The sequence below is a fragment of the Brassicibacter mesophilus genome (genome assembly GCF_050433385.1).
Classification (GTDB): Bacteria; Bacillota; Clostridia; order Tissierellales; family Proteiniboraceae; genus Brassicibacter; species Brassicibacter mesophilus.
The window spans coordinates 108,344-129,286 of the sequence record NZ_JBNPXI010000005.1; the positions used below are offsets into that span (position 1 = coordinate 108,344).

General features: G+C 31.9%; 17 protein-coding genes and 1 pseudogene. 13 read left to right on the forward strand and 5 right to left on the reverse strand.

The features are described 5' to 3' along the window. The first annotated feature begins 46 nt into the window (after positions 1–46). Both HNR33_RS08065 and HNR33_RS08070 read left to right on the forward strand, forming a co-directional pair. On the forward strand, positions 47–1,318 hold the full coding sequence (locus HNR33_RS08065) for a M14 family metallopeptidase (protein WP_429082109.1): 1,272 nt from the start codon (positions 47–49) through the stop codon (positions 1,316–1,318). A 242-nt stretch (positions 1,319–1,560) separates the two neighbouring features. Beyond that, the gene (locus tag HNR33_RS08070; protein WP_429082111.1) at positions 1,561–2,961 is read left to right on the forward strand and encodes a rhodanese-like domain-containing protein; all 1,401 of its coding nucleotides are present in this window, start codon (positions 1,561–1,563) and stop codon (positions 2,959–2,961) included. Between the two features lie 27 nt (positions 2,962–2,988). Here HNR33_RS08070 and HNR33_RS08075 read toward each other — a convergent pair whose 3' ends face one another. After that, positions 2,989–3,459 carry a hypothetical protein gene (locus tag HNR33_RS08075; RefSeq protein WP_429082113.1) on the reverse strand — a complete coding sequence of 157 codons (471 nt, stop codon included), beginning with the start codon at positions 3,457–3,459 and terminating at the stop codon, positions 2,989–2,991. 133 nt (positions 3,460–3,592) lie between these two features. Here HNR33_RS08075 and HNR33_RS08080 point away from each other — a divergent pair, with 133 nt between their 5' ends. Then, entirely contained in the window at positions 3,593–4,537 is a 945-nt protein-coding gene (locus tag HNR33_RS08080) for a magnesium transporter CorA family protein (protein WP_429082116.1), read from the forward strand. Between the two features lie 75 nt (positions 4,538–4,612). Then, positions 4,613–5,530 (forward strand): CvfB family protein, encoded by a 918-nt coding sequence (locus HNR33_RS08085; RefSeq protein ID WP_429082119.1) that lies wholly within the window; start codon positions 4,613–4,615, stop codon positions 5,528–5,530. A gap of 50 nt (positions 5,531–5,580) precedes the next feature. Here the strand turns inward: HNR33_RS08085 and HNR33_RS08090 are convergent, their stop codons facing one another. Beyond that, on the reverse strand, positions 5,581–6,180 hold the full coding sequence (locus HNR33_RS08090; RefSeq protein ID WP_429082121.1) for a CBO0543 family protein: 600 nt from the start codon (positions 6,178–6,180) through the stop codon (positions 5,581–5,583). Beyond that, positions 6,177–6,671, reverse strand: a complete 495-nt coding sequence (locus HNR33_RS08095) for a hypothetical protein (RefSeq protein WP_429082123.1) — start codon at positions 6,669–6,671, stop codon at positions 6,177–6,179. Before HNR33_RS08095 ends, HNR33_RS08090 begins: the two co-directional genes overlap by 4 nt. Positions 6,672–6,985: 314 nt before the next feature. On the opposite strand from HNR33_RS08095, the gene HNR33_RS08100 reads away from it, so the two are divergent. Both HNR33_RS08100 and HNR33_RS08105 read left to right on the forward strand, forming a co-directional pair. Further along, entirely contained in the window at positions 6,986–8,269 is a 1,284-nt protein-coding gene (locus HNR33_RS08100; protein ID WP_429082126.1) for a nucleoside-triphosphatase, read from the forward strand. Between the two features lie 159 nt (positions 8,270–8,428). Further along, positions 8,429–9,334, forward strand: a complete 906-nt coding sequence (locus HNR33_RS08105; protein ID WP_429082128.1) for a DMT family transporter — start codon at positions 8,429–8,431, stop codon at positions 9,332–9,334. A 17-nt stretch (positions 9,335–9,351) separates the two neighbouring features. Here HNR33_RS08105 and HNR33_RS08110 read toward each other — a convergent pair. Further along, positions 9,352–10,992, reverse strand: a pseudogene (locus HNR33_RS08110) (diguanylate cyclase domain-containing protein). A 168-nt stretch (positions 10,993–11,160) separates the two neighbouring features. Between HNR33_RS08110 and mnmA the strand changes: the two are divergent. Next, positions 11,161–12,249, forward strand: coding sequence for a tRNA 2-thiouridine(34) synthase MnmA (gene mnmA, locus HNR33_RS08115; RefSeq protein WP_429082131.1), 1,089 nt, complete (start codon positions 11,161–11,163; stop codon positions 12,247–12,249). Positions 12,250–12,432: 183 nt separating this feature from the next. Next, a complete protein-coding gene (locus tag HNR33_RS08120) occupies positions 12,433–14,673 on the forward strand; it encodes an EAL domain-containing protein (protein ID WP_429082134.1) in 2,241 nt (746 codons plus the stop codon). Positions 14,674–14,776: 103 nt separating this feature from the next. Here HNR33_RS08120 and HNR33_RS08125 read toward each other — a convergent pair whose 3' ends face one another. Next, entirely contained in the window at positions 14,777–15,490 is a 714-nt protein-coding gene (locus HNR33_RS08125; RefSeq protein ID WP_429082137.1) for an RluA family pseudouridine synthase, read from the reverse strand. A gap of 170 nt (positions 15,491–15,660) precedes the next feature. Between HNR33_RS08125 and HNR33_RS08130 the strand changes: the two genes are divergently transcribed. The 5 genes from HNR33_RS08130 to HNR33_RS08150 all read left to right on the forward strand — a co-directional run bounded on the left by HNR33_RS08130 (position 15,661) and on the right by HNR33_RS08150 (position 20,941). Continuing rightward, on the forward strand, positions 15,661–16,125 hold the full coding sequence (locus tag HNR33_RS08130; RefSeq protein ID WP_429082140.1) for a hypothetical protein: 465 nt from the start codon (positions 15,661–15,663) through the stop codon (positions 16,123–16,125). A 280-nt stretch (positions 16,126–16,405) separates the two neighbouring features. Further along, entirely contained in the window at positions 16,406–17,149 is a 744-nt protein-coding gene (locus HNR33_RS08135; RefSeq protein WP_429082142.1) for a GntR family transcriptional regulator, read from the forward strand. Between the two features lie 89 nt (positions 17,150–17,238). Continuing rightward, positions 17,239–18,285 carry a BMP family lipoprotein gene (locus tag HNR33_RS08140; RefSeq protein WP_429082145.1) on the forward strand — a complete coding sequence of 349 codons (1,047 nt, stop codon included), beginning with the start codon at positions 17,239–17,241 and terminating at the stop codon, positions 18,283–18,285. A 60-nt stretch (positions 18,286–18,345) separates the two neighbouring features. Next, the gene (locus HNR33_RS08145; RefSeq protein ID WP_429082148.1) at positions 18,346–19,878 is read left to right on the forward strand and encodes an ABC transporter ATP-binding protein; all 1,533 of its coding nucleotides are present in this window, start codon (positions 18,346–18,348) and stop codon (positions 19,876–19,878) included. Continuing rightward, a complete protein-coding gene (locus HNR33_RS08150) occupies positions 19,868–20,941 on the forward strand; it encodes an ABC transporter permease (protein WP_429082151.1) in 1,074 nt (357 codons plus the stop codon). The genes HNR33_RS08145 and HNR33_RS08150 overlap by 11 nt, the downstream gene beginning before the upstream one ends. Positions 20,942–20,943: the final 2 nt, after the last annotated feature.

The window sequence follows — 20,943 nt, forward strand, 5'->3', positions numbered from 1 at the left end:
ACTCCTGTAATATTATGTATAAGAGAACTATAATAGGAGTGAAGACATGGAGATATTGAGGCTTGGATCCACAGGGAATAATGTAAAGCTAGTACAGAGTATTCTTACCAAAATAGGATATAATCCTGGAACTATTGATGGAATATATGGAGAAGCTACAAGACAAGCAGTGATGGAGTTCCAGCGTAATAATGGGCTCACCTCAGACGGAATTGTTGGTCCAATGACATGGAGGTTATTGGATCGATTTATCATTGGTTATGACACATATACTATCAGAACAGGAGATACTCTCTATAATATTGCTAGAAGATACTATACGACTGTAAACGCTATAATTGTTGCAAATCCTGGCATAGCTCCAAACAATTTGGTTGTAGGAACAAGAATTGTAGTTCCATATGGTATTGATGTGGTGCTAACTGATGTTGGGTATACTTATGAAATCATGGAAAAGAATATCAATGGTTTAAAAGCAAGGTATCCATTTTTAGAGGTAGGAGTTGCTGGGAAAAGTGTATTAGGAAGAAATTTATATTATTTAAGGTTAGGTAGAGGTCCAAGAAAGGTATTTTATAATGCTTCTCATCATGCATTAGAGTGGATTAATTCGCCTGTATTAATGAAGTTTGCAGAAAGTTTTTTAAAGGCTTATGTAAGTGGTTCTTTTATTAGAGGATACAATGTGCCCGAAATATGGGAAAGAAGTAGCATCTATATAGTCCCTATGGTAAATCCAGATGGGGTAAATGTTGTAATCGAAGGAATAAGTCCTGAAAACCCGTATTATGATGAAATTCTAAGATGGAATGATACAGGAAGACCACTCTCACAAGTATGGAATGCAAATATTAGGGGAGTTGATTTAAACAGAAACTATCCAGCAAGCTGGGAAGAAGCTAAGGCTCAAGAACCAGCTCTTGGAGTTACCGGACCTGGACCTACAAGATTTGGTGGACCATATCCTCTTTCAGAACCAGAAACACAGGCTATGGTAAGCTTTACAAGACAACACGATTTTAGACTTACTCTTGCATACCATACACAGGGAAGAGTTATTTACTGGAAATATCTTAATCTTGCACCTCCTAACGCTTTGGCTATTGCACAGATTTTTTCTAGGGCGTCAGGATATGCTGTATTAGATACACCTTATGAAGCTGCTTATGCTGGATATAAGGACTGGTTTATTGAAGAATATGGTAGACCGGGATATACTTTTGAAACAGGTATAGGGAGGAATCCACTGCCTATAGCTCAATTTAATACAATATATAATGAGAATGAAGAGGTGCTTCTGCTTGCACCTATAATATGATTAAGAAATTATAGAATCAGCATCTAAAAATAAAATAGAATAAAAAAAAGTCAGGGAAGAATTTCTCTGACTTTTTTTATTGTTCACATAAGAAGAGATATACGAAATATGTGTCACATATTAACTATTGAAATTTTCTATTGATTAGAAAACATCTATTCACATAATCTATTTGAAACGAAGAGTGCCAGAAGATATACTGATATTGTTTTAAAAATTATACATGAATGGAGTGGTAAAGAGTGCCAAAAAAGTTTAAAAAACAAGTTTCTTTAATAGTTGTAGCTCTTTTAGTAATATTATCATTAGCAGGCTGCGGTGCGAAAACTGAGCCAGATAAAGAGACTCAACCATCCAATGATGCACAATCATCTGAACAGACTCAGACAAATGTGCAAACGATTTCGATTGACGAACTTGAAAAGAATCTTGACAATACAGATTATGTTATAGTTGACCTAAGGAAGGATGAAGCGTATAACGGTTGGGAAATTAATGGTATTAGCCGTGGTGGACATATTAAAAATGCCATTCAGTTTTCAGTAAACTGGTTATCTGAGTTAAAAGATAAATCTCTTGAGGAATTATTGACAGAGAAAGGCATAGCATCAGATAAGACTGTTGTCCTATATCATAGTGATAATGACAAAATTGATGAAATGGCAAAACAATTAAGTGCATTAAATTATAAAGATGTATATAAGTTTGAAAACCTTAAAGAATGGGCAGATAATAAGGATTTGCCTATGGAGATACTTCCAAACTATCAGCTTGTGGTTTATCCTGAGTGGGTTAATGCATTAATAAAAGGTGAAAATCCAGAGACGTATGCAGGCAAAGATTATGTAATACTTGAGACATCATGGGGATCTGTTTCTGAAGCATATAATGCAGGTCATATACCAGGTGCATTCCACTTTAATACAGACAATATCGAAAGTGATCCAGAATGGAACTTTGGTCCAAATGATAAGGTAAAAGAATCTCTTGAAGCTTTTGGTATTACACCTGATACTACTGTTGTAATTTATTCTGAAGATGTGTCTGCAGCTGCAAGAGAAGTTCAAGGACTCTTATGGGCTGGAGTAAAAGATGTAAGATTATTAAATGGTGGTCTTAAAGCTTGGAAGGATGCTGGATTTGAAATAGAAATAAAAGAAAACAAACCTACAGCTATAAAGGATTTTGGACTAACGGTACCACAGCGTCCAGAATATGTTGTTGCACTTCCTAAAGACGTAATGGAAAAGCAAAAAGACCCTAACTATCGACTTGTAAGTATCAGAAGCTGGAAAGAATTTATCGGTGAAACAAGTGGGTATGATTATATAAAAGAAGCTGGAGAACCAAAGGGAGCCGTTTGGGGACATGCAGGCAGTGACCCTTATCATATGGAAGAATATATAGATGTTGATGGTACATTAAGAAGCCCTTATGAAATCGAGAAGCTATGGGCAGAATGGGATATTACTAAAGACAATGAAGTAAGCTTCTATTGTGGAACAGGTTGGAGAGCATCAGTAGCATGGATTACTGCTTATACACTTGGCTGGGAAAATATAAGCGTGTATGATGGTGGTTGGCATGTATGGGCAATGGATGAGAATAATCCTGTGCAAAAAGGGGATCCAAGAAGTAAATAGATATATAAACAGAGGTTAGCTTGAAAGCTACCTCTGTTTTTTTAGCAAGAAATATGATCTCAAAAACTGAATTATTATATTAGTATAAAATGCTATTAGTATGAAATATAGAGCACGTATATTTGCAGAGTCTGCAAAGAAAGTGTAATAACTGCTAAAAGCTATTAATACCGAATTAATAACAAGTGTAGCTTTTATATAGTTGTGTCTTTTTCCTCTGAAGCTTTTTATTAGCAAAAGTGTTATAGCCGCAGCTGCAAATATTGTTAATAGCTTATATACCAGTATCATATTTGAAGAAAAGAGACCAGCTTCAAACTGACCATTTTTATATACAAGATACCTGGCAACGCCCATCTTTTTATTAGAAAAATACTGAAGTATAAAAGCTCCAATAATTAATACAATTTGGAGCAAATAAGCTACATAATTAAATATAATCTTAATGGTGCCCACTCCTTTCGGTGTTTGCTCTTTGATAATAATATTAGTATACACTAAGATATTCTTCAAAGTAAAGCTGATTGCTAAACTCTAAGTTATTTTCCAACTTATGAAAAATGACTATTAGTTATGCTATAATAGATATATAATAGATTACAATTCTAGTATAGTTGGAGCGATGAATCACATGGAGATATATAAAATTTTATCGGGTAGTATTAAAGAATGCTCATTTGAGGAAGTATTAGAAAATACTCAAAATAAATATTGGATGATTGTCACACCTCAAGAAATGCAGGATATAAATAAGTTCTTCCATTTTAGCCCTCAGACAATACATGAATGCTTGGATTCAAGGCAAATGCCAAGACTTGATGTGTATGATGCTGTAAGCTTTGGTGTGTTAAATATAATAAGTAATGAGAATAGCACATTTTCTTTAGAAGAATTAAATTTCTATCTTACCAAAAACCATCTTATATTTGTTATAAAAGGAAAATCAAACTTTGTAAGTATGGTAAAAAAGGCCGTGTTTTTGGCAATTAAAGGAACAACAAATAATACTCACAGCTTAGAAAAGATTTTATATATTTTAATAGATCAATTAACATCATCTGACAATAAAATATTGAATAGCATAGAAATGGAAATATCAGAGATAGAGGAAAATCTTATAAAAGGAGAAAAAAAAGACTATATCAAAGAAATTATAGATTTGAGAAAAAAGCTTTTGTTTTTAAAGAGATACTATGAACCGTTGTTAGATATTGCTGAAGGGCTTGAGGAGAATGAAAATGGACTTTTAGATGAGAAGATGACAAGATATTTCAAAATATTGACTAATCGTATAGAACGCCTAAATAGAAATGTACTCAATCTTAGAGACTATGTAACTCAAGTTAGAGAGGCTTATCAAGCTCAAGTGGACATAAATCTTAATAATATAATGAAGCTTTTTACAGTAATTACTACAATATTTTTACCATTAGGACTTATTGCAGGATGGTATGGAATGAATTTCAAAAATATGCCAGAGCTTAGCTGGGTGTATGGATATCCTTTTGCATTTTTCTTAAGTGGACTTGTTATTCTTATATCCATTATATATTTTAAGAAGAAGGGGTTATTATAATAGTGATAATGAGGTTAAGAATATTACTTTGAATTGTATAAATTTATGATATTATAAGTAGCATACAAATAATATATGATATTAAAGCTAATCTTAATAATTAATGGAAATACTATAAAGAAAATAAGAAAATGGAAGGATGTTTATAGTTTGATAGAATTAGGTAGAATACAAAAACTAGAAGTCTTAAGAAGTACATCAATAGGAGTATACTTAAATTCGAAAGATGATAAGAGTGAAGATGATATTTTATTACCTAAAAAGCAAATACCTGAAGACGTGCAAATAGGAGATGAGATAGAGGTATTTGTATATAGAGATTCTGAAGATAGGATGATAGCTACAACTAACAGACCGAAGCTTACTGTTGGAGAACTAGGAATGCTTAAAGTAGTAGAAACAACTAGAGTAGGAGCATTCTTAGACTGGGGATTAGAAAAGGACGTGCTTTTGCCGTTTAAGGAGCAAACCACAAAAGTTCAAACGGACAAGGAATATCTTGTAGGCTTATATATAGATAAAAGTAATAGATTATGTGCTACTATGAACATTTCTAAGTTACTTGAAGAGAGATCTCCATATGAAGAAAATGACAGAGTTGAAGGAGTAATCTATAGAATGAAAAGTGACATAGGAGCATTTATTGCAGTTGATAACAAGTACCACGGGTTAGTACATAAGACTGAACTGTATGGAGATTACAAGCTTGGAGATAGAGTTGAAGGAAGAGTCACAAAGGTAAGAGAAGATGGAAAGCTTGATATAAGCTTAAGAGAAAAATCATATAAGCAAATGGACGAAGATGCTAAAAAAATTATGGATAGCTTAACTAGCAATGGAGGAGTATTAGGGTTAAATGATAATAGTTCACCAGAAGAAATAAAAAGGGAACTAAACATGAGCAAGAGTGCATTTAAAAGAGCTATAGGAAAACTACTGAAAAATGGGAATATCAAGTTTGCTCAAAATAGAATTGAAATCAAAAACAAATAGATATGATTTGGCCACCTTATTTAATCTGGTGGCTTTATTGTGTTATGAAATTATAAAGATTTACCTTTGACTAATCCTAAATAATAGCCTCCTAAGAAAATTGTTAATATAAAAATAAAATGAAGAATGTAAAACAGCCATTTCCCATAGTTAAAAGCTTCTGAGTCTATAGGCTCGCGAAGATGGTCTGGTATTATTAGTCTGCCAATTTGTTCAAATAATAATAGGTATATCCACCACCAAGTGTAGGAATCCCAAAAATCCCATTTAAAATTGTACTGTATTAGCTCTGTATTAAGTAAGCATAAAGTTTCACCAAGCATACCAATATGTACAATACCCATGTAAAAGGGTATTTTATATGCCCATGATTTTGGACTAAATCTTATGCTAAATAGCACCAAAAAGGGGAATGATGTGAGGATAGTGTCAAAAGGCATTCTTGAAATAGTAGGAAAATTTCTAAATGGATAGGAATAAAATCCAATGGTTATAAAAACATAGCATATTATTCCCCCCATTATCGCACTTACTATAAATAATAATCCATACTTTTTCCAATCGATCTTTATTATAGAATAGCTTCCTATTAAACAAGCAATAATGGCAGAAACGGAAATAAATGTTTCAATATTCCATTGCATATTCATAGGATAGCTTTCCTTATTAATAAACCTATTGCTATTCCAAAAAATATGGCCAATATTGGAAGCCAAACAGGACCGAATAATACTCCCCATAATATAAATGTTTTTGAATAAATTACTCCTATCGTCCCGAAATATGCAGCTAAAGCAAATGGTATAAAAGATAATGGTGCTGTTGATGTTACAGAGTCTTTATAAGCATCCCAAATAGCGAACATATAAACACAAGGATAAAACATGAGCCATTGATAATCTATTTGGTCAATGGCAGCAGATGTGTTGCCGTAGAAACTTGATACAATAGCAGTATTTAGATTAGAATTCATATTTATTAAGAATTCTAATCCAATGAGTAACAATCCTTTAACATATTTTTTATTCAATAATTGTCCGAACCCTGGAATAGCTATACTCCATAAAGCTACTTCGAGTTTACTTGTATTATCTATTTTATGACACCTCCAATAAATACTCTCATAGAATATCATTGACATATAATACAATTTTATTCGCGTGATTTTACAATACTTGTAAATAAAGTAAAATTAAAGAATGACCAGCAAATTTATATCAACAAAAACAAGCTTAGCTTCAGCTAGATTTTTCAATATAGCTGAAGCTAAGCTTAAATGTATATTTGTATATACAGAAGGGCAAATTTAATATTTTTAATCAACTTTAAAATATATTGGGCTTGAAAAACTAAAAACGTTATATTAATATTAGTATAACGGAACAAGAATATTTCGTCAATACTGTATAAGAAAGATTTTCTATGATGAAGTAATATTTTAGGAAGGTGATTATTGTGATTAACAATATATTTTTTACAGGGACTGTGGGAATCGGCAAATCAACGGCACTAAAAAGAGTATTAGAGGAAGTAAATGTATCTATAGGAGGATTTTTAACTAAAAAGAACACTTATCAATGGGGCAGTGAAATATCGATTACGTCATTAAACAATTATAATGGTACTCATATTTTTGCAAGAGTGGGTATAGGTGAGGATATTTCAGAGGCTGTTATAGATATAGACACTTTTGATACATATGCAGTAGAGATAATTGATAAAAGCTTGAATAGTAGAGATATTATTGTCATGGACGAATTGGGTGTACTAGAAAATAAAGCCTATAAATTCCAACAGAAAGTATATGAAGCAATTGATAGTGAAAAATTAGTTCTTGGAATATTAAAGCAGAGGGAGAGTGAGTTTCTAGATAATATAAGACAGAGAGCAAATGTTAAGGTTATAGAAGTTAATGAAGTAAATAGAGATGAATGTTATAGAATAGGGATAGATATATTAAATCAACATGGAATAGAATTAAAAAAGAAAGACTCGTATCTCTGGCCTCAGCCAAAGATAGATTTATATGAAAAAGCACTATCATATGAAAAAAATGAGTACCCTGATGTGTTCTTAGAAAAGATTAGAAGCTGGGTTCCCAATAGAAAAGGGAAAAGTGCTTTAGAGATTGGAGCTGGGACAGGGGCTTTTTCTATAGAATTGGCAAAAGAGGGTGTAAATGTTACAGCATTAGATTCATCATATAATATGTTATTAAATTTAAAAAGAAAAGCTGAACTTAACAACGTAAAAAATATAGAGTGCATTGTATCACCATTTCATAGAGCTGATGTAGAAGTGTATGATTTCGCAGTAAGTGCATACAGCGGAAATGCATTTTCTGAAATAAGCAGTATTCAAAAACTCTATAGTCATATAAATGAATATGCTTTTATAATATGTCCAGCTACAAATAATTATCATAATTTTAATGGTAATGAGCTAAGCAGAATGTTAGGTAGGGAGTTAAAAAAATTCAGTAAGACTGTAGATAAGCTTCTTGAAGATTTACATGGACTTAGATATGAGTATTACTGTGAAGAAATAGAATACAATTTTCCTCAAATTTTTGATAGCTATGAAGAGTCCATTGACTACTTTAAAAAGTTTTTCCATATAGAATCAGAAATGGAAACAGTAACTTTAAAATCGTTTATAAATAAGTATATTACTAAGGAAGAAGATGTATTTATTTTTGACAACATAAAAAAGGGTGCATTTGTGGTTTTGAAGAAATAATGCAATTTAGACTAATATAATATAATGATTAGCAAAGCATAGCTTTTCAAGATTATAAGAAGAAATTAAGGCTTTATTTCGCAAATAGAAGATAGCTTTTTTATTACTTCACGAGTATAATATCTTATTGATGATAATAAGTATTTAGAGGAGTAGAAGATGGAAAATATGAAAAGAATTCAAGGTATAGTTTATGCTATGTTATCTGCAGTTGCATTTGGACTTCTTCCCACTTTTGCTATTTATGCATATAGAGGGGGTACTAATGCAATTACAGTTGTGTCTCTAAGATTTCTATTTTCAGCTGTTTTTCTTTTTATATATCTTAAGATTAAAAAAGTTGATATTATGTTAGACAAAAAAGTTATACCCAATATGATTTTTACTGGTGTAGTTGGCTATGCTGCAACTTCGTTGACTTTATTTTTATCTTATGAGTATATTGCTGCTGGACTATCTACAATACTGCACTTTATTTATCCTGCAGTTGTTATATTTTTGTCTTTTATAATTTTTAAAGAAAAGCTATATGCAAGAAAGGTTATATCATTATTTCTTTCTTTAGCTGGAGTATATATTTTGATAGGTTTTGGTTCCAATAAGCTTCATATTTTAGGGGTTTTACTTGCTCTTGCATCAGGGATCTTTTATTCAATTTATATATTACAAATAGGTAACAGCAAGATAAGGAATATTAATAGTACGGTATTAACTTTTTATGTATCATTATTTTCTTCTGTAGGGATATTTGTATTTGGATTATTAACAGGAACTTTAAAGTTTCACATGGAAAGTTATTCTTTAATATTCATTATATTGATAGCCCTGACTTCAATATTTGGACTAATAGCCTTTTCTGTAGCTGTAAAAATAATAGGACCATCGAACACCTCTATTTTAAGTACATTTGAACCTATTACAAGTATCGTTATGAGTGCTATTCTTTTTCATGAAAGTATTACTATAAATGTTTTGGTTGGAAGTGCGATAATTATATTATCTATATATGGTATTATTAAAGAACCTAAAAAGTCAAAAACAAAAGCATCTTTACAAAATGTATAGATGCTTTAATGTCTATATTATATACCTAAAGAAATTACACATACTTTGTTTCTTCCTTCATTTTTTGCATGGTATAATTGAGAATCAGCTGCATCTATTAATTGGTGAATGCTTTTAGATGGTGAAAGAGAGGTATATACTCCACCGATGCTAATAGTGACATTATCTGAATTTGTATTGCCATTATATTTGATATTTAGGTCTCCAACTTTTTTTCTTATTTTTTCACCAAGCATAACTGCATACTCAAAGTCTTTAGCTTTGGCTATATACAGAAACTCTTCCCCACCGTACCTTCCAAAGAAACTATCTTTTTGCTGGATATTATTTATACACTTGCAGATATCTATTATACATTTATCACCTTGCAGATGTCCCTAGTAATCATTATACTTTTTGAATCTATCAATATCTATTAGAAAAATGACAATATGCTCCTTAGAATTATTGTGATTATCTATAAGCTCTTTTAGCTTTTGGTTTAATCCTCTTCTGTTATAGATACCTGTCAATTCATCGATTATTGTCTCTTTTTTTAATTTTTCATTTATAACTTTTAGCTTTTCAACTTTTTCAAATGATACAGATATCTCATCTTCAAGAGTCTTGCTCAAATGTCGTAGGTTTTCAACTTCATTCTTCTTCTTATTATATTCATACTCTAATTTTTTTATCTCAAGTCTTCTGGCTAAGTTAGATGCTTCAATTTCTTGTTCTTTATAGTGATATTTTTTAAAAAAATCCAATGCAGATTTATAGTCATTTTGATTAGAATAGTAGCTGGACAAATGCTTATACAGCATACTTATTTTTGTATCTGACTTTATTTCTTCAGCATATTTAAGAGCTATATTAAAATACTCTATCGCATTGCCATAAATCGTAGCTTCAAGAATACCTATATTTACAAGAACGTCTATTATATAGAATTTATTTTGTATACTATGTAATTTCTTTAGTGCTGTAAAATAATGTTTTTTTGCTATATCTAAATGACCTAAACTATACATTATTTTACCAATTTCGCACTCAACTTCTCCTTGAGTCACTATATCATTTGTGTTTAATAGGATGATTCTGCTTTTATAGAAAAAATCTAAGGATTCAGAGTATTTTTTAAGATTACTATATATTTTACCTATATTCAACATAATAGCTGCTTTGTTCTGTTCAAAACCATATTTTTCTGAAATCTTCAAAGCTTCATTATAGTTCATAATTGCATTATTACTGTCATCAGCTTCTCTATATATTTCTCCAATATTGTTAAGAACACATGAAGTAAGGAAATAGTCTTCAGTAGACTTAAGAAGTTCAAGAGCATTCAGCATATATTCTAGGGCTTGTTTATAGCTGCCGTAATAGAAATAAATTATTCCTATTATGTTATATGCTCTTATCTTACCCTCTACATCATTGATGCATATAAATATCCTTAAAGCATCAAAAGAATATCTCAGACCTTCTACATATCGGGACATAACTCTAGAGGCATAAGCCATACACATAAGGCTATATGCTTGTTCTTTTATTAGATTATCTTGCATTGATATATATAATGCATTCCTTGCTAGCTCAAATGATTGCTGCGGATTTTCTGTTGATATTTTCTTTGAGCGTTCTAGCATGGATGAGATATTTTCAGAATTCAATTTCATGGTTTCATCTCCTAAAAAAAATTAATAACGGAGTTATTACCAAATTATATCATTTTTTTACAGAGAAAAAAATGTTTTTATCTATCATTCATTAAGTTATTTGAATCAATATAATGTATAATTAAAAGAATAAAGCTTAATTAATATAATGGTAGAAAAGGTGGTACTATGGAGCTTAGCAAAAACAAAGTAGCTGTTGGATTAAGTGGGGGAGTAGATAGTACTGTTACAGCATATCTTCTTAAAAAACAAGGATATGAGGTCATAGGACTTACTATGCTCCTATTTGATGAATATGATGCAAAGGGGAACGTTGTTGAAGCGCAATTTATTAAGGATGCAAAGAGAGTTGCAGACATTCTACAAATACCTCACTATGTTGTAGATTATCGTAAAATATTTGACAATGCTATAAAAAAAGAATTTATAGATGAATATTTAAAGGGCAGGACTCCTAACCCATGCGTTACATGCAATAGAATTATCAAATATGGCAAATTGTTAGAATCTGCACACCGCTTAGGTGCATATTATATTGCTACAGGACATTATGCAACTGTTAGATATGATGATGAGATTAAAAGGTATAGAATCTACAAAGGAATAGCAGATAGAAAGGATCAAGCATATGTGCTTCATTCTTTAAAGCAAGAACAACTTAAGCACATAATTTTGCCTCTTGGAAAGTATCGCTCAAAGCAGGAAGTGAGAAAACTTGCATATGACATAGATCCAAATATGGCAAAGAAGACTGATAGTGTCGGAATATGCTTTATACCAAATGGAAATCATGGTTCATACTTAGCATCAAATGCACCTGAAGCTAAGAAAGAAGGTAATTTTGTTGATATAAATGGGAATATTATTGGAAAGCATAAGGGGATAGTTAATTATACCATTGGACAACGTAGGGGGTTAGCAGAATACTTTAATAAACCTATGTTTGTAATTAGTATAAATGCAGAAGAAAATGAAGTAGTACTCGGCGATGATGAACTTACGTATTCTAGAGGATTAATTGCAAAGAATCCTAATTTTACTATTTTTGAGAAGCTGGAAGGGAAGCTGAAGTGTGATGTTAAAGTGTGCCATTGGGGATTGCTTTTATCAGCTACTATATCAGTGTTAGAGGATGATAGGATTAAGGTAATATTTGACAAAAAAGAAAGAGCTGTAGCACCTGGGCAAGCTGTTGTAATGTATCATGGAGATGAGATCATAGGCGGTGCTACAATAGAATCAGTTATAAGGGACTGATGATAAAAAATACTAGCGAAGGCTAGTATTTTTTTGTGTAGAGAGACAAGGGTGCAGTAAATCAGGACTATTTTCGTGAAGGAATTTGCAGAAATATGTAGAATAAATATAGCAATAGATGTATGAATATACTGAATATTCATTTTTTGACAGTTAATATTCTTTTACAGAGGAGAGATTAGCTTGAAAATACGAGTTCTGTTTCTAAGTATAGCTTTAATATTTGTTATTGTTTTTCCATCTATAGCTATGAACAATACAGGAGACAGTGAGAACAGTGTTTTAAGAATTGCAGGAGATAACGATCATCCTCCTTATGAGTACGTTGATGAAAATGGAAATTACAAAGGGTTTAATGTAGATATAATGAGAGCAGTTGGTATTGAGCTTGGAATAGAAATTGAATTTGCTCCAATGGAGTGGAAAGAAGCAATAAATGCACTTGAAGAAGGGGAAGTTGATGCCATACAAGGTATGTCAAAAACAAATGATAGAAAAAAACTCTTTTCGTTTGCCAGTCCGACAGTTACTAATTCTCAAGCAATGTTTGTACTGAAGGGAACTAACTATATTACGGAGCTTACTGATTTGTCAGATGTGCGTGTATCATTTCAAGAAGGAGATATTAACGAAGAAATGATACATAGTATACCAGGAATAATAGCGATTCCTAAAAAAAATCAAAAAGAAGCCATACATTCACTACTAAACGGAGAGTCAGAAGTTTTTATTGGAAATAGACTCACAGGGCTTTACTATTTACAAAAGGAGAAAAAGACGGATCTAATAAAAATCGCAGGAGAACCTATAGGTGTGGTAGAATATGGACCTGCAACTAAAAAAGGAAATGGACGTGTCAGAGACAAGCTTAGCCTTGGAATAGAAACTATAAAGAAAAATGGAACGTATCAAAAAATATATAAAAAATGGTTTGGAGAGAATCTATTATCACGAGGGTATATTTTGCAAGTTTTTATTAAGGAAATAGTCTCTGGAGCACTGATCATTGTTTTAGTAATACTATTTTTTGTTTTCTGGAATAAAAAATTGAAAAGCGAGGTTTCTAAGAGGACATCTGAACTTGAAAATGCTAATAGGAACTTGATTATTCATCAAGAAAAAATACATAACCTAGCATATTATGATACGGTGACTGGACTACCTAATAGGATTTACTTTACTGAGGCACTAAATGAAGCAATAGATGCTCCAAGGAAAGATGACAAAAAGCATGCAATTCTAAATCTAGATATTGACCGATTTAAGCATATTAACGATACTTTAGGACATGACATAGGGGATAAAATTCTTATGATGGCTGGAAAAAGAATTGCTGAAATACTTGACAAAACAGATGTATTAGCTAGAGTTGGAGGTGATGAGTTTTTTGTGATGGTAAAGGACATAAGCAATGATGCGGATGTTATCAAAGTAGCGGAGGCAATTATTAGACAGTTCAAAAAACCATTTACAATAACTGATTATGAACTTTTTATTACTACAAGTATAGGGATATCTATATATCCCGAAGGTGGAGAAGATTTTCAGGAGCTAATGAAAACTTCAGACCTAGCTATGTATAAGGCTAAAGACACTGGAGGAAATAGCTACTTTATATATAATGAAGCTTTGAGTGAAAGAGAATTAGAAAATCTTATATTGATTAATAAACTAAGACAAGCTGAAGAGAATAATGAATTTATAGTATATTATCAGCCTAAGGTAGAAGCTTCTACAGGAAACATAGCAGGAATGGAAGCTCTTTTAAGATGGAAACATCGTAAAGACGGATTAATACTTCCTTCAAAGTTTATTCCTATTGCTGAAGAAACTGGACTGATAGTTTCAATTGGAGATTGGGTGCTACTAAACGCATGTAGACAGACCAAAGCTTGGATTGACAAAGGATATGGGCCAATGTGTGTTTCTGTCAATATTTCTGCTAGACAGTTTAAAAATTATAGTCTTGTTGATACAGTATCAAGGGTATTAATTGAAACAGGACTAGATCCTCAATATCTTGAGCTTGAAATTACAGAATCTATTGCAATTATTGATATTAAATATACTATAAACGTTTTAAAAAGACTTAAGGAAATAGGTGTACATATTTCTATAGATGATTTTGGGACAGGGTACTCAAGCTTAAACTACTTAAAAGAAATGAGTGTAGATGAACTTAAAATAGATAGAACATTTATTAAGGATATAAACTTAAATCCTAAAAATATGGCAATATCTAAGACTATAATATTATTAGCGCATCAACTTGGATTACAAGTTACTGCTGAAGGAGTTGAAACTGAGGAAGAGCTTAAATTTCTAAAGGAAAATAACTGTGATAAGATACAGGGATATTATTATAGCCCACCTGTACCAAATGTACAGTTTGAAGAATTTTTGAGACGCAATCAACTTCATTAAGATACAGCAAAGCAGATAATGGAAACTTTAGAATTTTCGTTATCTGCTTTGTTGTATACCGATTTTAAGCTTTAATGGTGATCTTCTATATTTGAATGCTAATCTATAGGCTAGATAGTAATTTAGCATCAAATAAATTCCACGGATACTCATTGCTTGGCAAAGAAGTAAAACTTAGCTGAGTTTTCTTAACTGGATGATTAAAGGCAAGCTTATATGACCACAATGATATTTGAGTCCATTCCTTTTTCTTAACAAATACCTTATTATATTTATTATCACCCCATATAGGCCACCCAGCATTAGATAGTTGAACTCTAATTTGATGATGGCGTCCAGTTTTAAGATTTATTTTAAGGAGACTTAGATCATCATATTCTTCGGTTTGAATACTATCAAGAACTTGATAGTCTAACACAGCTTCTTTAGCGCCTTTTGATTCTTTAGACACAACCTTACTCATATTGACTGTAACAAGTTTTTTTAGGAAGTCATTCAAACTGCCTGATATAGTTTCAGGCTTACCACATACGATTGTAAGGTATTGCTTATTGAAACGGCGCTCAGATATTTGCTTTGATAGATTTGAGTTTGATTCTTTTGTTTTTGCAAACACCATTGCACCTCCAACGGGACGGTCTAATCTATGAACAAGTCCTAAGTATGGTTCAACTAAATGAACATTTTTTCCTTTAAGGTGATTTATTAAAATATTTATTAAATCTTCATCTTTTGACTTGTCACTTTGACATGGAACCATAGGGGGTTTTTCAACTACAAGGATATTTTTATCTTCAAAAATGATGTTAGGCTTCATATAAATCCTCCATATAAGAAATCATTACTAAACTATTATAACTAGATTGATGTAATTTTAAAATACAAATATTATAAAATTACAAATATAATAGTGCTTTATTATAATAGACTTAGGGTATATCATAATAGTATACAAGTAAATTTGTGATAATAGAAAGGGTGATTTAAATGTACACAGTAATTGATTTAATAGACAAGTTTATTGAAATTGAGAAAAAGGGGCTTCAAATGTACACTGATATGTCAAAGGACTCTAAGCTAAAAGGAAGTATAAAGCTTGCAGCAGGAGTTTTCGCAAGAGAAGAGCAGAGACATATAAATATATATAAAAACTTGAAGGAGCAGATAACAGAAAAAAATAATATAGAAATAGAATTTGACGTGTATGATAAAGCATCAAAACTTGCTTCTGAACTGTCTAAGAGTATTAAGTATTCTAGCATAAATAATACAAGTGATTTATTACAATTTGTTATTGATTTTGAAAGAAAAAATTTAGCATTAGCTTTAAGTATACAGGGTTTGTTAGTGCGCAAAAAGATGGATAGTCAAACTGGCAGCTATGAAGCTTTATCTATAATTATACACGAAGAAAAGAATCATATTATGAATCTAGAGAACTTTGTCCGATGAATAGAAATAAAATCAAAACAAAGCTTAAAATCTCACTTGAACTAATCTATAATTAGCAAAACATTAATTGAGGTATCTAATTTTTGAATTAGATGCTTTTTTAATTGCATACAACTAGCAGCATTTTTATATATTGTATATCACATTAAACAATATAATATATTATTTATAAATTTACTATTGAAAAGTGATTATCTAAATGATAAAATTAAATCAACTGGTAGTGACGTCACGATGTTGTATCGTCGTTACTAATTACTAATGTTTACAGGGGGCAATTATGGTTAATTCAATGATAGATTCAATGGTACCAAAATATTTTGTGCTTAAAGAAGAAATTATCAAAATGATTGATAATGAAGAAATAAAATCTGATGAGTTGATACCTTCTGAGAGGGAACTTATGGAACAGTATGGGTTAAGTAGAACTACTGTTAGGAAAGCTATAGATGTACTTGTAAATGAAGGCTATCTTTACAAGGTTCAGGGAAAAGGTACTTATGTGAAAGGAAAAAAATTTACTCAAGGGTTAATTAACCTCACAAGCTGTACAGAAGAACTAAAAAGACATGGTTTTAAACCAGAAGCAAAGCTTATACATGCAGGTATAGAGAAGGTTAATAAAAAGATACAGAAATACTTTAATTTAGAATCAAATGAAAAGGTTTTCTTTACAGAAAGAGTCTTTTATGGTGATGGGTATCCAATAAATACTACTAAATCATATATACCATATAAGCTTGTTCCAGGAATCGAAAAATATGATTTTAGCAAGAATTCTTTATATAAAGTATTAGAAGAACAATATAATATTAAAGTTTTAAGGGCTAACAGAACTATAGAAGCAGTTCTTGCTTATGATGAGATAGCAAAATTATTAGAGATAGATGAGAGCAAACCCATTTTATTCTTCAGAGGTTGGGTATACGGTCTAGTTAATGGAGAAGAAACTATTGTAGAGTTTTTTAAAACCCATTATAGATCAGATCGATCAAAATTTTATATCGAACAAATAAGAGGCTAATTCATGGAGGTGATATTTAAAGCAGGACAATTTTTTTAACATATTCATGTGTTTAATTTAAAAAAACAATTAAAATGGGAGGGACGTTTATGTTTAAAAAAAGTAAGATTTTTGCATTAATTCTTGTTTTTGTAATATCCATTGGTTTATTAGCAGGATGTGGAGATTCAAATGGGTCAGATAATGGCTCAAATGCTACAGAAAAGCTTAAAGTAGCTATGGTTTGTAGTATGGGTGGATTAGGAGATCGTTCTTACAATGACTCAGGATACGAGGGATTAAAGAAGATTGAGAAAGAACTAGGAATGGAAATTAAAGTAGTTGAGCCAAAAGATGTTTCAGAAGGAGAAAAATACTTAACAGAGCTTGCAAAGGCAGGCTATGATTTAATAGCGACTTTAGAATATGGACATGCTGATATATTAAACACAGTTGCTCCACAATTTCCTGAAACAAGATTTGCTATTTTTAACATCAAGGTAGACCAACCAAACGTTACATCAGTTATATTTAAAGAGCATGAAGGTTCATTCTTAGCTGGGGCACTTTCAGCATTAGTAACTTCAAACACAGAGATTAAAGGAATGAATGCAGATAAAAAATTAGGATTTATAGGTGGTATTCAGTCACCAGGTATTGATAAATTCTTAGTTGGATTTGAAGAAGGAGCTAAATATATAGATAAAGAGGTAGAAGTTATTTCAGGATATTCAAATTCTTTCGGAGATCCTGCTAAAGGAAAAGAAATGGCTTTAGTTCAAATGGAGCAGGGCGCTGATATAGTTTATCAAGTTGCTGGTGGTACAGGAGAAGGAGTAATAAATGCTGCTAAGGAAAAAGGCGTATTTGCAATAGGAGTAGACTCTGATCAAGACTATATAGCAGAAGGAAATGTGTTGACTAGTATGATGAAGCGTGTTGACGTTGCTGTGTTTGATTTAGCAAAAGCACTTCAAGACGGATCTATTAAGGATTCAAATGACATGGTTTTAGGACTTAAAGAAGGTGGGGTACAGTTAAGTCCAATGCAATATACTAAGGATTTATTACCACAAGAATATTTGGACAAGGTAGAAGAATTAAAAGGAAAAATTATAGATGGAGAAATTGTCGTAACTGATATTACTCAACAATAATCAATATGTACTGCAGTCATATGACTGCAGTACGAAATTTTTGATAAGGAGTGGAGGCTCTTGAAGATAATAGAAACAAAGGATTTGACGAAAAAATTCGGCGATTTTACTGCTAACGGAAAAATCAACTTTTCGGTTGAAGAAGGAGAGATCCACGCTATTGTTGGAGAAAACGGAGCTGGTAAAACAACTTTGATGAATATGCTGTTTGGTCTTTTAGCTCCAACATCTGGTGAAATTCTTGTAAGAGGAAAAAGTGTAAGAATATCAAATCCTAAGAATGCTATAAAGCTTGGCATAGGTATGGTACATCAACATTTCAAGCTTGTACCTAGTTTTACTGTTTATGAGAACATACTACTTGGAGATGAGTTAACAAAGGGGCTTACTATAAATAGAAAAAAAGAAATAGATGTAGTAGATAAATTGATAAAGAAATATGGGTTTGATACTAATCCAAAAAGCAAAATTCAGGATGTTTCTATAGGAACGCAACAGCGCGTTGAGATCCTTAAGATGCTTTATAGAGATGTAGACATATTAATATTAGATGAACCAACTGCAGTACTTACTCCACAAGAGGTTGATGAGCTGATTGAAAGCTTAAAGGAGCTTAAGAAAAATGGAAAGACGATAATTATTATAACTCATAAGCTTGGGGAAGTAAAAAAATGCTCTGATAGTGTTACTGTCATAAGAAGAGGAACAGTAGTAGGTCGCGTGAAGACTGCTGAAGTAAGTGAAGAAGAGCTTGCGAAAATGATGGTAGGAAGAGATGTACTACTTCGAGTAGAAAAAAAGGATAAAAAGTCAGGCAACGTTGTATATGAGGTTAAAGATATTTCAACAAATGATGAGAGAGGCGTAAAGGTACTTGATAAAGTTTCATTTAAAGTACATTCTGGAGAAATACTAGGAGTTGCAGGTGTAGAGGGTAATGGACAATCAGAATTAATGAAGGTACTAACAGGACTTATGGTAGCTACAGAAGGTGAAGTAAAATTTGAGGGAAAAGATATTACTAATCTTTGGCCTGACAAAATCAGAAAACAAGGGATAGGAATTATTCCAGAAGATAGATATAAGCATGGATTATGTAAAACTATGAAAATATCAGAGAATCTTATAGCTGGTTATCATATGCAGGAGCCATTTTGCTCGAAAGGGATGCTAGATATTAGCGGTATGCAAGATCGTAGACAAAAACTCGTAGAAGGATTTGATATAAGAGTAGGCTCTGATGATGGAGAAGTAGGACAGCTTTCAGGTGGAAATGCACAAAAGGTTATTATTGCAAGGGAAATGTCTATGAATCCACAGGTCTTAATTGCTAGTCAGCCTACTAGAGGTGTAGACATAGGGTCTATAGAGTTTATTCATAAACAGATAGTTAAAATCAGAGATGAGGGTAAAGCAGTAGTTTTAATTTCATCTGAACTCTCTGAGATTATGGGATTAAGCGATAGAATTATTGTCATGTATAAAGGAAAGATTATTGGAGAAATGAGTGCTAAGGATGCAACTAAAGAAAGCTTAGGTTATTTAATGGCTGGTATTAAAGAGAAAAAAGGGGGAGATGACATTGAAGAATAGTATAACAAAATATTTTAAAGTAATTTTAACTTCCCTATTACCAGTTATATTTGCATTTATAATTGGTGCTATACTCATTGGAATATCTGGAATGAATCCTCTTGAGGCTTATGGTGCACTTTTTAGAGGAGCATTAGTAGGAAAGGGCAGCATATATAACACATTATTTAGTGCTACTCCATTGATATTTACAGGACTTGCCACAGCTATTGCCTTTAGAGCAAATATATTTAACATGGGTGTAGAAGGCCAATTATATATGGGCGCATTTGCAGCAGCATATATTGGATTTACTTTTACAGGGCTTAGCCCAGTAATCCATGTGTTACTATCTTTAGTAGCAGCTATGATTGTAGGTGGGTTATTTGCATTTATACCAGGAATATTAAAAGGACTGCTTGATGTGAATGAAATGGTTGTTACTATTATGCTTAATTATGTAGCAGTATTATTTACAACTTATCTTGCAAGTTATCCTTTTAAAGCACAAGGTGTAGGCTTTGCAGCTACTTCTATGATATCAGAAAGTGCTTATTTACCTAGGCTGATGAAAAGCTCTCAGCTCAATGCATCATTCTTCATAGCTTTGATAGCAGTTTGTTTCGTGTATTTTCTATTTAAGAGAACTAAGCTTGGATTTGAAATAAATGCTATAGGTAAGAATGTAGACTTTTCAGAAGCTACAGGTATGTATGTAGGTAGAAAAGCAGTAATAATCATGGTCATAAGTGGTATGATTGGAGGATTAGCTGGTGCTGGTGAGATACTAGGAGTGCATCATCGTTTTATAAGTGGATTTTCACCTGGATATGGCTGGGATGGTATGACCATAGCGTTGTTAGGTAAAAACAACCCTATAGGAGTATTAGCAGCAGCTATTTTTTTCGGTATATTGAAAAATGGTGGGAGTACTATGGAGTTAATGGTTGGTGTACCTCGTTCCTTAATAAATATTATTCAGGGACTTATAATATTTTTCCTAGCAGTTGACTTCTTAAATACTAAGTTCAGTTTAATAGAAAAACTTAAAAGTCGGCTAGCTGATAAAGCAAAGGAGGTATAGCT